Origin of the sequence: Thermosynechococcus vestitus BP-1 (assembly GCF_000011345.1) — a bacterium.
Classification (GTDB): Bacteria; Cyanobacteriota; Cyanobacteriia; order Thermosynechococcales; family Thermosynechococcaceae; genus Thermosynechococcus; species Thermosynechococcus vestitus.
In genome coordinates this window covers 967449-981551 of sequence record NC_004113.1, presented here as the reverse complement: position 1 = coordinate 981551, position 14103 = coordinate 967449, and the positions used below count along the sequence as shown (strand labels likewise).

The 14103-nt window shown below is 52.1% G+C and carries 12 protein-coding genes; 8 read left to right on the top strand and 4 right to left on the bottom strand.

The annotated features are described in order from the left end of the window. The first annotated feature begins 79 nt into the window (after nucleotides 1-79). The 4 genes from TLL_RS04845 to TLL_RS04830 all read left to right on the top strand — a co-directional run bounded on the left by TLL_RS04845 (nucleotide 80) and on the right by TLL_RS04830 (nucleotide 2011). Nucleotides 80-400, top strand: coding sequence for a DUF3067 family protein (locus TLL_RS04845; RefSeq protein ID WP_011056802.1), 321 nt, complete (start codon nucleotides 80-82; stop codon nucleotides 398-400). Nucleotides 401-629: 229 nt separating this feature from the next. After that, nucleotides 630-1115, top strand: a complete 486-nt coding sequence (gene apcA, locus TLL_RS04840; protein WP_011056801.1) for an allophycocyanin subunit alpha — start codon at nucleotides 630-632, stop codon at nucleotides 1113-1115. A gap of 64 nt (nucleotides 1116-1179) precedes the next feature. After that, complete coding sequence (apcB, locus tag TLL_RS04835; RefSeq protein ID WP_011056800.1) at nucleotides 1180-1665, top strand: allophycocyanin subunit beta; 486 nt, start codon at nucleotides 1180-1182, stop codon at nucleotides 1663-1665. A 142-nt stretch (nucleotides 1666-1807) separates the two neighbouring features. Then, complete coding sequence (locus tag TLL_RS04830) at nucleotides 1808-2011, top strand: phycobilisome linker polypeptide (RefSeq protein WP_011056799.1); 204 nt, start codon at nucleotides 1808-1810, stop codon at nucleotides 2009-2011. A gap of 145 nt (nucleotides 2012-2156) precedes the next feature. Here the strand turns inward: TLL_RS04830 and TLL_RS04825 are convergent, their stop codons facing one another. Continuing rightward, a complete protein-coding gene (locus TLL_RS04825) occupies nucleotides 2157-2492 on the bottom strand; it encodes a carbon dioxide-concentrating mechanism protein CcmK (RefSeq protein WP_024125880.1) in 336 nt (111 codons plus the stop codon). 194 nt (nucleotides 2493-2686) lie between these two features. After that, nucleotides 2687-3508 carry a twin-arginine translocase subunit TatC gene (tatC, locus tag TLL_RS04820; protein WP_011056797.1) on the bottom strand — a complete coding sequence of 274 codons (822 nt, stop codon included), beginning with the start codon at nucleotides 3506-3508 and terminating at the stop codon, nucleotides 2687-2689. 179 nt (nucleotides 3509-3687) lie between these two features. Between tatC and mfd the strand changes: the two genes are divergently transcribed. Then, nucleotides 3688-7116 carry a transcription-repair coupling factor gene (gene mfd, locus TLL_RS04815; RefSeq protein WP_011056796.1) on the top strand — a complete coding sequence of 1143 codons (3429 nt, stop codon included), beginning with the start codon at nucleotides 3688-3690 and terminating at the stop codon, nucleotides 7114-7116. On the opposite strand, the gene rfbD is transcribed toward mfd, so the two are convergent. Next, entirely contained in the window at nucleotides 7113-8006 is an 894-nt protein-coding gene (gene rfbD, locus TLL_RS04810; RefSeq protein ID WP_164920788.1) for a dTDP-4-dehydrorhamnose reductase, read from the bottom strand. The genes mfd and rfbD overlap by 4 nt on opposite strands. Before the next feature lie 63 nt (nucleotides 8007-8069). On the opposite strand from rfbD, the gene TLL_RS04805 reads away from it, so the two are divergent. After that, complete coding sequence (locus TLL_RS04805; protein WP_164921133.1) at nucleotides 8070-10004, top strand: ABC1 kinase family protein; 1935 nt, start codon at nucleotides 8070-8072, stop codon at nucleotides 10002-10004. Here TLL_RS04805 and TLL_RS04800 read toward each other — a convergent pair. Continuing rightward, nucleotides 9940-11043: an energy transducer TonB gene (locus TLL_RS04800; protein WP_164920787.1), complete on the bottom strand. Its 1104-nt coding sequence runs from the start codon at nucleotides 11041-11043 to the stop codon at nucleotides 9940-9942. The two genes, TLL_RS04805 and TLL_RS04800, sit on opposite strands and share 65 nt — an antisense overlap. 136 nt (nucleotides 11044-11179) lie before the next feature. Here TLL_RS04800 and TLL_RS04795 point away from each other — a divergent pair, with 136 nt between their 5' ends. Then, entirely contained in the window at nucleotides 11180-13372 is a 2193-nt protein-coding gene (locus TLL_RS04795; RefSeq protein WP_164920786.1) for an argonaute PAZ domain-containing protein, read from the top strand. Nucleotides 13373-13783: 411 nt separating this feature from the next. Continuing rightward, nucleotides 13784-14092: a carbon dioxide-concentrating mechanism protein CcmK gene (locus tag TLL_RS04790; RefSeq protein WP_011056791.1), complete on the top strand. Its 309-nt coding sequence runs from the start codon at nucleotides 13784-13786 to the stop codon at nucleotides 14090-14092. Nucleotides 14093-14103: the final 11 nt, after the last annotated feature.

Sequence of the window (14103 nt, the reverse complement as noted above, 5' to 3'; positions counted from 1 at the left end):
CAGCCGTAAAATAATTACGTTTATTAACTATTATTACACCGTCCGAGCCGTCCCAACCCCAAGGGCTGAAATTCTGACAATGCTGACGCCCCTTACTGGTGATGAACTCCATGCCTTGCTCCTGCGCAAATGGGGGCGCTCCTTTGACCTTCAGTTTCGCCGCGTTGGCAATCGCATCTTTTTGCAGGTCATGTGGCGCTACCTGGAGCAGGCCTCTTATCCTGATACCCCCGAAGACTATGCTGCCCACCTAGGGGCGATCGCGCAGCACCTCAACGACTGGGGCTGTGCCCAGCAGGTCTGCACCTATATTGAGACCACCCGTGAAAAGCCCCGCCTCGGCAAGGCGGTGAATATTCCCCTCGACCTTGGCAGCCGTATTATTGAATGGCTGGAATAGCTGCCCCTAGCAGATTTTTGAAAAAACGTTAAGAATGTTAAAAAGGATTGCGATAATGTGGGAGATGTCCCCCCTATGCCTGAGAATGTTTGCGGAAGGTTACGTCAGCTCGTCGGGTCCATCGCCCTACCTATCTCTCCTTTGGGAGGTGGGTGAGTCGTAACATTCCAATGGCAGATGCCACATTATCAAGACCCTTGTTTTACAATTCCAACTTTGGAGGAACTCAATGAGCGTCGTCACGAAATCGATCGTGAATGCAGATGCCGAGGCCCGTTACCTCAGCCCCGGTGAACTGGATCGCATTAAAAACTTTGTCAGCACTGGCGAGCGTCGTCTGCGCATTGCCCAAACCCTGACAGAAAACCGTGAGCGGATTGTCAAGCAAGCGGGCGATCAACTCTTCCAAAAACGGCCTGATGTGGTCTCCCCCGGTGGCAATGCCTACGGTGAAGAAATGACCGCCACCTGCCTGCGGGACCTCGACTACTATCTGCGGCTTGTGACCTACGGTATCGTTGCGGGTGATGTGACCCCCATTGAAGAAATTGGTTTGGTGGGTGTGCGTGAAATGTACAACTCCCTCGGCACCCCCATTCCCGCCGTGGCCGAAGGAATTCGCGCCATGAAGAACGTGGCTTGCTCGCTGCTGTCTGCGGAAGATGCCGCTGAAGCCGGTTCTTACTTTGACTTTGTGATTGGCGCCATGCAGTAGGTCGCCTCAGCATCCTTCATTGACATTGATCCATCATCCAAATAGTTTTTGAGGAAAAAGAACTATGCAAGACGCGATTACCGCTGTCATCAACGCCTCTGACGTGCAAGGCAAATACCTCGACACCGCCGCCATGGAGAAGCTGAAAGCTTACTTCGCAACGGGTGAACTACGGGTGCGGGCTGCAAGCGTCATCAGTGCCAATGCCGCCAACATTGTCAAAGAAGCAGTGGCCAAATCCCTGCTGTACTCTGACATCACCCGTCCCGGTGGCAACATGTACACCACCCGTCGCTATGCAGCCTGTATCCGCGACCTCGACTACTACCTGCGCTATGCCACCTATGCCATGTTGGCTGGAGATCCTTCTATCCTCGATGAGCGGGTGCTCAATGGGTTGAAAGAAACCTACAACTCCTTGGGTGTGCCCATCGCTGCCACTGTCCAAGCCATCCAAGCCATGAAAGAAGTCACCGCCAGCTTGGTGGGTGCAGATGCCGGCAAAGAAATGGGCATCTACTTTGACTACATCTGCTCTGGCTTAAGCTAAGTACAGCTCTCCAGTGGCACATCTGTCTGGGAGTTAGGGGTTAGAGTGTCAGCCTGTCATGGCAATTGTGCTTAAACAGTCTGAATCTGGCCTTTAGCTCCCAGACGTGTAATCACCCCACACAGATTTGGAGTCCCATCCCATGCGCATGTTCAAAATTACCGCCTGTGTGCCGAGTCAAACCCGTATTCGCACCCAGCGCGAACTGCAAAACACCTATTTCACGAAACTGGTGCCCTACGAAAACTGGTTCCGCGAGCAACAACGCATCCAAAAAATGGGTGGTAAAATTGTGAAGGTGGAACTGTTTACGGGTAAGCCCGGGGTCAATACTGGTCTGGCCTAGGTACCCCTCTAAAGCTGTTTCCTAGCGATTTTGAGGCTTCACTGTTGAGATAGCTGATCGGCTGGGTTATTTCCTACTGAGACAATTATCTTGACGGTGAAGCTTTGCTCATGAGGGCAACTTTGACCAAGCCCTTTGAAGGCTGCTAAACGAGAAAACGCTCCCAGCCATCGCCATATTGGAACCGCATTTTCGGGAAAACGGCCTCTAAGTTCTCGTGGGGGCGCGGGATCACCGTTGACGACAAATAGAGGGTTTTTTCCTTGGGACTCTGAGCTGGAATTTTCTTAGCGGCTTCGACACCCGCTGCAACGGCAATTTGCACTTCAGAAACATCACCGCGCACAATAATTGTCAGGCGAGCACCACTGACCACTTCATAGCCCACAAGGGTAACACGCGCCGCTTTCACCATGACATCAGCAACCGCTAAGGCAGGGGGATGACCCAGTACCTCTACCATCCCAAGGGCAATGGGCATGAAGACTGCTCCTAAAATAAACACAAAAATTTGTTAGAATAGTGCCATTCTTGCGATCGCGAAGGGACGCACTGATTTGGCAACATCAGCATATCATCTCTATTGAGAGCCTTGATAAGTTCGAGGGGCGATCGCAATAATTGATTTTTATCGCCAAAATCATCTTTTCTAATTGAGTCTTTTTTGGGGCTATTTTAAGGACGCCCCATCCCCATTAGCTTCGCCAAGCCAATCCCCGTAAAGTAGAGGGCAAGCAGCGCAGCCGCCAACAGTCCCTGAGTAATCGGGTCGATGGAGGGGGTCAAGACCGCTGCCACGGCCACGGCAATCATCACCACGTAGCGCCATTGGCTAAGGAGTTGCGCAATTGAGACAATGCCTAGGGCAATGAGAACCATCTGGAGAATGGGGACTTGAAAGGCAAGGCCAGTGGCAAGGAGCAACAGCAAAATAAAGTCCACATAGCGATCGATCGACCACAGTTGCTCAACCACCTCTGCCCCATAGCTAATGAAAAAGCCGAGGGCAGCGGGAGCCAAGAGGGTATAGGCAAACACCAAACCAGCAATAAAGAGAAGGGATGAACCGAAAACCACCGGTGCCAGCAAGCGTTGCTCACGCCGTGTCAATCCCGGCAGGATAAAACGGATGGCCTGGTAGAGAATCATTGGGGTGGCCAGCAGAATGCCGCTGTAGGCCGCCGCTTTACAGGAGACAAAAAAGTATTCCCCCGGACTCAGTTGCAGGAACTTGGCGCCTTGGGCTGGTTTTTCAAGGAACTCAATGATCCAGCGGACTTGGCTAAAGCAGAGCCCAATAGTAACAGCAACGGTGCCGAGGACAACAAAGAGCCGCTGCCGCAACTCCTCAAGGTGATCCCAGAGGGACATTTCCACTTCGTTGGGCAATTCATCCTCCGGGTCAAGGGGGATGTTTTCCTCCAAGGACCTGTCAGCAATGGCTGAGGAGTTAGGAGAGGGACTCTCAATATCTGGAATATCGGGCGATCGCGTCATCAAATGTCAGGAAGTCTACCTCTTCAATCATTATGAACGAAGTTTCTAGATTGCATCCCCTTGATGTATCCCATATTTTAGAGAGGGGATGGCGTGTGAGACGTTATTATTTGCTAATTTGCTAATGCTCCCCCAAGGGATGGAGATCGAAGTCTAAAGTTCTAGCGCTGACACTGTCTATGTCCTTAATGGCAATTCCCCGCAGTTGGGGTAAGCTGCCGCTGACGGCTGAACTGCTCAGCAAATTACAACACCAACGGGAACTCGTCCTCACAGGGATGCCCCGCCTTGTCAAGGGCTTGGTGGCCACCACCTTGGCCCAGGAGAGTCGGCAATCGCTGTGTGTGATTACTTCCACCCTAGAGGAGGGGGGACGCTGGGCGGCGCAATTGGAACTCATGGGTTGGGATGCGGTTTTCTTTTACCCAACATCGGAGGCTTCTCCCTATGACCTCTTTGACTTGGAGGGGGAGATGGTCTGGGGGCAACTGCAAGTCCTCGTCGAGAGCGATCGCCCCAATATTGCAATTGTCACCACGGAACGGGCACTGCAACCCCATTTGCCGCCACCAGAGCAGTTTCGTGCCGCCTGTTTAACCTTGCAGGTGGGTCAGGCGTACTCCCTAGGGGAGGTGGCCACCACCCTGGCAGCCCTGGGTTATGAGCGGGTTTCCTTAGTGGAAACGGAGGGTCAGTGGAGTCGGCGCGGTGACATTGTTGATATTTTCCCCGTCTCGGCGGAACTACCAGTGCGCCTGCAGTGGTTCGGCGATGAGATTGAGTCGATTCGTGAGTTTGATCCGGCCAGTCAACGCTCCCTACACACCGAGGGGGATCGCCTGGATGTCCTTGAGCAGGTGACCCTGACGCCCATTAGTTTTACTCCCCTGATTGCCCAAGCCCTGCGGGCAGCGGATCACGCCCATCTGATTCCCGAGGATCAGGAGGGACTGCGGCGCTATCTTGGGTTGGCTTTTCCGGAGCCCGCTTCCCTCTTGGATTATTTGCCTGCCCAAACCCTCATTGCCGTGGATGAGCCCCCCCTGTGTGTTGCCCATGGGGATCGCTGGTATGAACACACCCACACCTACTGGCAAAGCCTTGAAACACCCCCGCCCCCCATCCATCGCCCCTGGTCCGCCAGTGCCCAAGCCCTCGAGCGGTTCCAACGGCTGCACCTCTATGAACTGGCCAGTGAGGGGTTAGGTCTCAATTTGTCAGCACGGGCGGTTCCAGCGATTCCTCACCAATTTGGTCGCTTGGCGGCAACGCTGCGGGAGGAGCGGGACAAGGGCTATACCGTATGGTTGGTCTCTGCCCAGCCGAGTCGCTCTGTCGCGCTTTTGCAGGAGCACGATTGCCCCGCCCAATTTGTGCCCAATCCCAAGGATTTTCCGGCCATTGATAAGCTGCAACAGCAGCGACTGCCCATTGCCCTGAAGGCCAGCGGTCTAGCGGAAATCAGTGGCTTTATCTTGCCCACGTTCCGCACGGTGCTGGTGAGCGATCGCGAGTTCTTTGGCCAGCATAACTTGGTCAACCTTGGCTATGTGCGCAAACGCCGCCGCGCTGCTGCTAAACAGGTGGATCTCAACAAGCTGCAACCGGGGGACTACGTCGTCCATCGCCAACACGGCATTGGTCAGTTTCTCCGCCTAGAAACGCTCACCATTAACAATGAAACCCGCGAGTACTTAGTTTTGCAGTACGCCGATGGCATTCTCCGCGTTGCTGCGGATCAACTCAACAGTCTTTCGCGCTACCGCACCCAGGAAGACAGGGCCCCCCAACTCAACAAATTAACGGGCAACACTTGGGAACGGACCAAAGCCCGGGTGCGCAAGGCCATCAAAAAAGTGGCGGTGGATCTGCTACAACTCTATGCCCAACGCGCCCAACAACGGGGGTTTGCCTTCCCGCCAGATACGCCCTGGCAGCGGGAGATGGAGGACTCATTTCCCTATCAACCCACCCCCGATCAACTCAAGGCCATCCAAGAGGTTAAGGCGGATATGGAGAGCGATCGCCCCATGGATCGGCTAGTGTGCGGGGATGTTGGCTTTGGTAAAACTGAGGTGGCCATTCGCGCCATCTTTAAGGCGGTAATGGCGGGCAAGCAGGTGGCCGTTCTTGCCCCCACCACCATCCTGACGCAGCAGCATTACCATACCCTCAAGGAACGCTTTGCCCCCTATCCAATTCAAGTGGGGCTACTCAACCGCTTTCGCAGTGAGCGGGAGCGCCAAGACCTCCTGCAAAAGCTAAAGATCGGCGAAATTGATGTGGTGGTTGGCACCCATCAACTCCTCAGCAACAGCGTCAAATTCCGGGACTTAGGACTGCTGGTGGTGGATGAGGAACAACGTTTTGGTGTCAACCAAAAGGAGAAAATCAAAGCCCTCAAAACCCAAGTGGATGTCCTCACCCTCAGTGCCACACCGATTCCGCGCACCCTCTATATGGCCCTGTCGGGGGTGCGAGAAATGAGCCTGATTACCACACCTCCGCCCTCGCGGCGCCCGATTCAAACCCATCTTGCCCCCTATGACCCAGAAACAGTCCGCAGTGCAATTCGCCAAGAATTGGATCGGGGGGGTCAAGTTTTCTATGTTGTCCCCCGCGTTGAGGGCATTGAGGCGGTGGCGGCCAAGCTCCAAGGAATGGTGGTCGGTGCCCGTATTCTGATTGCCCACGGCCAGATGGCAGAGGGGGAACTGGAATCGACGATGCTTGGCTTTAGCAATGGCGAGGCCGATATTCTGGTTTGTACGACTATCATTGAGTCCGGCTTAGATATTCCCCGCGTCAATACGATTTTGGTGGAGGATGCCCAGCGGTTTGGGTTGGCACAGCTTTATCAACTGCGGGGTCGCGTTGGCCGAGCGGGAATTCAGGCCCATGCCTGGTTGTTTTACCCGCGTCAAGAGGTGCTCACCGATGCCGCCCGTCAACGGCTGCGGGCAATTCAGGAATTTACGCAACTGGGATCGGGTTACCAACTGGCGATACGAGACATGGAAATTCGCGGTGTGGGCAATCTCCTAGGGGCACAGCAGCACGGTCAACTGGACAGTGTTGGCTTTGATTTGTACGTGGAACTGCTAGAGGAGGCGATCGCTGAAATTCGTGGTCAGGAGATTCCCACCGTTGACGATACCCAAATCGATCTCAATGTCACTGCCTTTATTCCCGCTGACTATATGCCCGACTTGGCGCAAAAGATGGCCGCCTACCGCGCCGTTTCCGCTGCCACAACCAAAGAAGACTTGATGCAATTGGCCGCAGAGTGGAGCGATCGCTATGGCGCATTGCCCAAATCAGTTCAGCAACTGCTGCGGGTTGTTGAACTCAAGCAACTGGCGCGTCAGTGTGGCATTAGTCGCATTCGCCCGGAAGGGAAGCAGCATGTGATCTTGGAAACTTCCATGGCGGAACCAGCTTGGAAACTGCTGCTGGAGCAACTGCCCACCCATCTCCAAAGTCGATTTGTCTATAGTCAGGGCAAAATCACTGTGCGGGGTCTAGGGACACAACCCGTAGAAAAACAACTGGAGCAGCTCATTGACTGGTTCAGCCAAATGAAAACAACCGTTGCTACAGCTCCCTAAAGAACGGATTGAGGATCCAATTGCTGCAAAAGTGGTTCAAGGACCGCTTCCCAAGGGGGGAGGGGAGTCCCAAGAACGGTCTCCAACTTCTCGCAGTTGAGGGTGGAAAAGGCGGGTCGCTTGGCCCGTGTGGGATACTCACTGCTGGGAATCGCCTCCAGGGTGGCGGCGGCATAGCCCTTGGCCCGCAGGTGATCGAAAATTTTTGCTGCGAAGCCATACCAACTCGTGCTGCCTCGGGGTGTCAGGTGATAGAGGCCACTGAGGGAGGGAGTCGCCTGCCAGTGTTCCAGCAGTTGATAGGTGACTTGGGCAATGAAGGGAGCAGCCGTGGGCGTACCGATTTGATCGGCAACCACCCGCACCAAAGGACGGGTTTGGGCAAGGCGAACCATTGTCCGCAGAAAGTTCTTCCCCCGCAGGTCATAAACCCAACTGGTGCGCAAAATCAGGTGGGCGGGGTGATGGCGGGCGATCGCCTGCTCCCCTAGCCACTTAGTGTAGCCATAGGCATTGAGGGGGGCAGGGGCATCGGTTTCGCGATAGGGCAGGGATTGATTGCCCGCAAAGACATAGTCTGTGGAGTAGTGAATCAGCAACCCTCCTAGCTCAGCCATGGTTGCTGCCAAGAGGCCAACGGCGGTGCTATTAATCCGTTGTGCCCGCTCGGTTTCCTGTTCCGCCTGATCCACCGCAGTATAGGCTGCCGCATTGATGACCACATCGGGGCGAAGGGTTTTCAGCAAGGGAGAAATAGCATCTAAATCTTCCAGGTCCAGGGTGACGGCGGTGCCTTGGCGAGCAACGGGAATCACTTCAACCCTAGGGGGTGCCTGCTGCACCAATTGCCAGCCCACCTGTCCCGTTGCCCCCAAAATGAGTAGGCGCATCTTTTGCCCTCCTTGATTCACAAACTGATTGTTAAAATACTTTAAGAGTTTGTGCCACTGCCCATGAATACGGCCATTGTCCCCAGCGACTCCGCCCCCCAAGAGATTGCGATCGCGGCTGAAACCCTTCCCAATGATCTAGAGAGCTTTCAACCCTACGATCCAGTGGCCATCGATGCCTACTATCGGCAGCGACCTCTCCTGGTCTTGAGTCGCTGGTTGCGGATTCTCTGGCCAGTGTTTTGGCTCCTTTTTAATCGTTGGTGGGACAAAGTCACAGGCCAAAGTAAACAAAATCAACGGCAACGAGCGATCGCCCTGCGGGAAACCCTAACCCGCCTTGGCCCTGCCTATATCAAAGTGGGACAGGCCCTCTCCACCCGTCCGGACCTGTTGCCAGCGGTGTATTTGGAAGAATTGACAAAACTCCAAGATCAGCTACCCCCCTTTCCTAATGAAGTGGCCTTTCAGTTTATTGAGGAGGAACTGGGCGCCCCCCCCAACGAACTCTTTGCTGAACTGAGTGATCATCCCATTGCCGCTGCCTCGTTGGGACAGGTGTATCGCGGCAAACTCCACAGCGGCGAAGAGGTAGCCGTTAAGGTGCAACGCCCCGGTTTGGCAGAAAGTATCACCTTGGACATTTACATTCTGCGGGGGGTGGCCTATTGGGCAAAACGCCTGATCAAGGAGATTCGCAGTGATTTAGTGGCCATTCTCGATGAATTTGCCAGCCGCCTCTTTGAGGAAATGGACTATACCCAAGAGGGACGCAATGCCGAACGCTTCGCCCGTCTCTATGGTCACCTTACCGATGTCTATATTCCCAAAATTTACTGGAAGTACACACGGCGGCGGGTGCTGACGATGGAGTGGGTGACGGGGGTCAAACTCAACCAACCGCAGCAAATTCAGGCCTTGGGGATTGATCCGCGCTATATGGTGTATGTGGGGGTGCAGTGCTCCCTACGGCAGTTGCTTGAACATGGGTTTTTCCATGCGGATCCCCATCCGGGGAATCTGTTGGCCATGCCCAGCGGCAAATTGGCCTATCTCGACTTTGGCATGATGAGTGAGATTGCTCCAGAGCAGCGCTATGGCTTACTGAATGCCATTGTCCACATTGTTAACCGTGAGTACGAAAGCCTTGCCTATGACTATGTTCGTTTAGGGTTTTTAACCCCCGATACGGATGTGAAACCCATTATTCCAGCCTTGGCCTTGGTCTTTGAGGATGCTTTGGGGGCGAGTGTTTCGGAACTGAATATCCAACGCATTTTCGATCGCCTGTCAGAGGTGATGTATGAGTATCCCTTTCAAGTGCCCGCCTATTATGCCTTGATTGTGCGATCGCTCCTGACCATGGAGGGGATTGCCATGGGCGTTGACCCCAACTTTAAGGTACTCAGTGCCGCCTATCCCTACATTGCCAAGCGGCTACTCACGGATCCTGCCCCGGAGCTGCGCACGAGTCTTGCAAGCCTGCTCCTCAAGGATGGTCAATTTCGCTGGACGCGCCTAGAAAATCTGCTGCGTAATGCCCGCGAGAGCCGTGACTATGACTTTAATGTGGTGCTAGAGCAGGCTTTGGATTTTCTCTTTTCGGAGCGGGGTGCTGAGTATCGCGATCGTCTGGCGGATGAGATTGTCAAGAGCCTCGACACTTGGGCACGGACAACAATGGGGCAATGGAACCTTGGGCAACTCTTACCCCTACTCAGCCGTCCAGTACCCGCAACGGCCAGTGCCAACATCCTCAGTGAAGCCAATGCCCTAGAGCATTTGCGCCGCATTTTCAGCATTTTGCAGGATACCCCCGGTTTTGATTGGGGCAAGGTGATCCCTGCAATTGTGCGGATGATTGCCCGCCCAGAGGTGCAGCAAATGGGTCAGCGCATTGTCAATGGCCTCCTGCAGCGGGCGATCGCTCGCTTTATTCGGGAGATGTTGCTGGCGGACTCGCAGCCGGCGCTACAGACGACGAGTCTGCCTCGCTAGGGTCTGGGGAGACAGCCGGTGGTGCCACCTCCGGAGCGGGAGAGCTTGGTGCAGGGGTCACTTCCTCAGGGGCTAGGGGTGAAGCCTGATCAGCCCCAGAGGGGCTAGGGGCTGGCGCAGTGGGTTCTTGGCGGGGGGTTGCAGCAGGGGGCAGGCACCTCTCAGGACGATACTCAAAGGCAAAGGTGATCGCTAGGGCTTGATATTTGCCGGTGGCCTCAAAAGCTTGCTTTTGTACTTGTTCTAAAGCTGCCTGATCCAAGAGCGCAGAGCCACTGCTGCGAATAATTTGGGGATTGCGGGTGAGCAAGCCCGTTTCTGGGGCCGCATTTGCAGGGAGCAATTCACCTTGGGGAGTGACGACCACCGCAACCATTGTTTCCCCCTGTAGGCGATCGCCACAGGCCTCCTGAGGATAAAAGTCCGTAATGCGCTGAGCAAAATTCACTTGAATATCTGTTGTATTCAGTGTTGACCGCGTTTGATTAAACCAACGGGACAAAGCTGCTGCTGCTTCCCCTGCGGTACGGGCGATCGGCTCATTCGCTGGAGATGCGGGAGTTGGTGAGACCAGTTCTGGAGCAACGGCAACCTCTTCGTTGGGTCCTGTGGGCACAACCGGTAAGGGGCGGGTGGGCGGGGGCAATTGCCACAGGGGGGGCAAAGGCTGCACCGGCACTGGATTGGGAAGGAGTGGGGGCGATAAGGGGGGCAGCGGCGCCAAGGGGGCAAAGGAAAGGGGGGGTGGCTCAATGCCTGTAAACGGCAGCGGCGGTGGTGTGGTGGTGGCCAGGGGTGGTAGTTCTGTAGGCAAGAGGGGTTGGATAGATGGCAGATCCGCTTCTAGTTCTGGAGAAAGACTGACCAAGGGCACCAGTTGATCACTGGCCAACTCTGGGGGGGTGGGTTCGGGGACACGCACAAAGGAAAGGATAACGGCGTGCAAAAGAATTGAACTGGCGATCGCCAGCCGGTTTGGCTCCCACACTGGCCATTGAGAAAGCCTCTGCCAGATTGGTTGAATGGGTAACCGCAGCATACAAGCACTCCACACCCGTGAATATCCATGACGATTCTATCTTGGCTAATGATTCCTAATGCCAAGGGAAACTTGCTACGATAAACGAACAACGCCATCCCAATATGGCTGGCTGCCAATAGACTCCCTATCAGTGATGCCCACCCAATTCCAAGAAGTTGAAGTTATACTCAATCGTTTTTTTGTAAAAAAATTGAGTCGACCTGATCTTACATTTCATGAATACCAATGCCAATTTACTCAAGTGCCAGAACAAGGTAGCGAGCAAAAAGCTATTTCCAGTGTTTGCTACAAACTAGGAGTCACTGCTGTTCGACTAGGGAGCTGCATTATTACAAGGGAGCCTATTGACCCTGAGAGAATGCGAACTAAGGATTGGCAGTTACAGCTAATAGGATGTAGAGAACTGAGCTGTCAAAATTATCGTGAAAGGCAGGCTCTGGAAACCTTTGAAAGAAAAATTCTAGAGGAAAAGTTAAAAGAAACATTTAAGAAAACTATAATTGAAAAAGACTATGAATTAGGGTTGATTTGGTGGATTTCTGGCGAAGAAGGGTTAGAAAAAACAGGTCATGGCTGGGAAGTACATAGAGGCAGACAAATTGATCTCAAAATAGAAACAGATGAAAAATTATACTTAGAAATTGATATTCATCATCGATTTTATACTCCATTCAAACTTGAGTGGTGGCTCAGTGAATATCCTAATATCCAAATCAAGTACGTGAGGAATACCTACAAAGATAAGAAAAAGTGGATCCTTGAAAATTTTGCGGACAAAAGTCCAAATGAAATACAAATAGAAGCCCTAGGAATAAGCCTAGCAGAGTATCACCGTCAAGAGGGAGCAACTCAACAAGAAATAGATGAGTCCCGAGTTGTAATTGTTAAGAAAATCAGCGACTACAAGGCTAAGCCAGTATATCATTTGTCTCAAAGACTATCACCAATTCTCACAATGGAAACGTTAGCGCAAATTGCTGAACAAGGAAGAGAAAAAAAGGAAATTCAAGGTGTTTTTGACTACATCAGGAAAAACATTGGTACACGTTTGCAAGAATCACAAAAAATAGCTCAGGTCATTTTCAAAAACGTTTATAATCTCAGTAGTCAGCCAGAGATAATGAAAGTTAATGGTTTTGTCATGCCTCGTGCAAAACTATTAGCTCGAAACAATAAAGAAGTCAATCAAACAGCTAGAATTAAATCCTTTGGCTGTGCCAAGATTGGCGAAACAAAATTCGGCTGCCTAAATTTATTTGATAATAAACCCGAGTATCCAGAGGAAGTACACAAATGTTTACTGGCAATAGCAAGAAGTAGTGGGGTACAGATAAAAATAGACTCCTACTTTACAGGAAGTGACTATCCAAAAGATGATTTAGCTCAACAACGATTTTGGCAACAATGGGCTGCTCAAGGAATTAAAACTGTTTTAGTAGTGATGCCTTGGTCCCCCCATGAGGAGAAAACAAGGCTACGAATTCAGGCATTAAAGGCGGGAATCGCTACTCAGTTCATGATACCCACACCCCAGGATAATCCCTACAAAGCTCTCAATGTTGCCTTGGGACTGTTGTGTAAAGCTAAGTGGCAGCCTGTCTATCTAAAACCATTAGATGATCCTCAGGCTGCTGACTTAATTATCGGTTTTGACACCAGTACAAACCGAAGGCTGTACTATGGTACGTCTGCTTTTGCAATTTTAGCCAATGGTCAAAGCTTGGGTTGGGAGTTGCCAGATATACAACGGGGCGAAACTTTCTCTGGTCAATCCATTTGGCAAGTTGTGTCTAAGCTAGTGCTGAAATTCCAAGACAACTATGATTCTTACCCTAAGAAGATCCTACTGATGCGGGACGGGCTTGTTCAAGACGGGGAGTTTGAACAAACAATCAGAGAACTAACTCACCAGGGTATCGATGTCGATATCTTAAGTGTCCGTAAGAGTGGCTCGGGGAGGATGGGACGTGAATTGACTTCAGGCAATACCGCAATAACCTATGATGATGCTGAAGTGGGCACTGTAATTTTTTATTCTGCAACTGACTCATTTATATTACAAACCACTGAGGTCATCAAGACGAAAACTGGCCCCCTTGGTAGTGCTAGACCTCTGCGGGTTGTGCGTCACTACGGCAATACACCTTTAGAGCTACTGGCTTTGCAGACCTATCACTTGACTCAATTGCATCCTGCCAGCGGATTTCGCTCCTGCCGGCTGCCTTGGGTACTGCACTTGGCTGATCGGAGTAGTAAGGAGTTTCAGCGGATAGGTCAGATCAGCCTTTTGCAGAATGTTGATCGAGAAAAGTTAATTGCTGTTTGACGAGAAAATAGACTTTAATCTATCAAAGTAGAGAACAAAATTGAAATAACCTATGCAACTTACCCAAGTATAGGCAGAAGCCTCTTAAATCGGGCAATTAGCCGATGATGAAGATGATTGTCTTTAGATAAAATTCTATGAGTTACGCGATTTGTATTGGCCTGTCTTGAGTTGAAAGCGGCATCAGGTGCTTAAAATTAGATCTGATAATACGAGAAAGTAGAAAAGATTATCAATCGTTATATTGTCAAAAGAAACCCCTCACCCTATGCTTGTTTTAGAGATAGAAAGACGGTGATTAACGTTACGATAACAATCGGCTATCCCGTCATTATTTTCTGTAGCGATCGCTCTGATTGCAACTCTAGCTTTTGTCCTGCTTACCCTTATTCTAATTAGGAGAGCTTACTCATGCCAATTGCTGTGGGAATGATTGAAACGCGCGGATTTCCCGCCGTCGTCGAAGCAGCAGATGCAATGGTCAAAGCCGCTCGGGTTACCCTGGTGGGCTACGAAAAAATTGGGAGTGGGCGGGTCACCGTGATTGTGCGGGGTGATGTCTCCGAAGTGCAAGCGTCAGTAGCTGCCGGGGTCGATTCTGCCAAGCGTGTCAATGGCGGAGAGGTGCTGTCCACGCACATTATTGCCCGTCCCCACGAAAACCTTGAGTACGTATTGCCCATTCGCTATACCGAGGCAGTGGAGCAATTCCGAAACTAAGGGATTTGGCA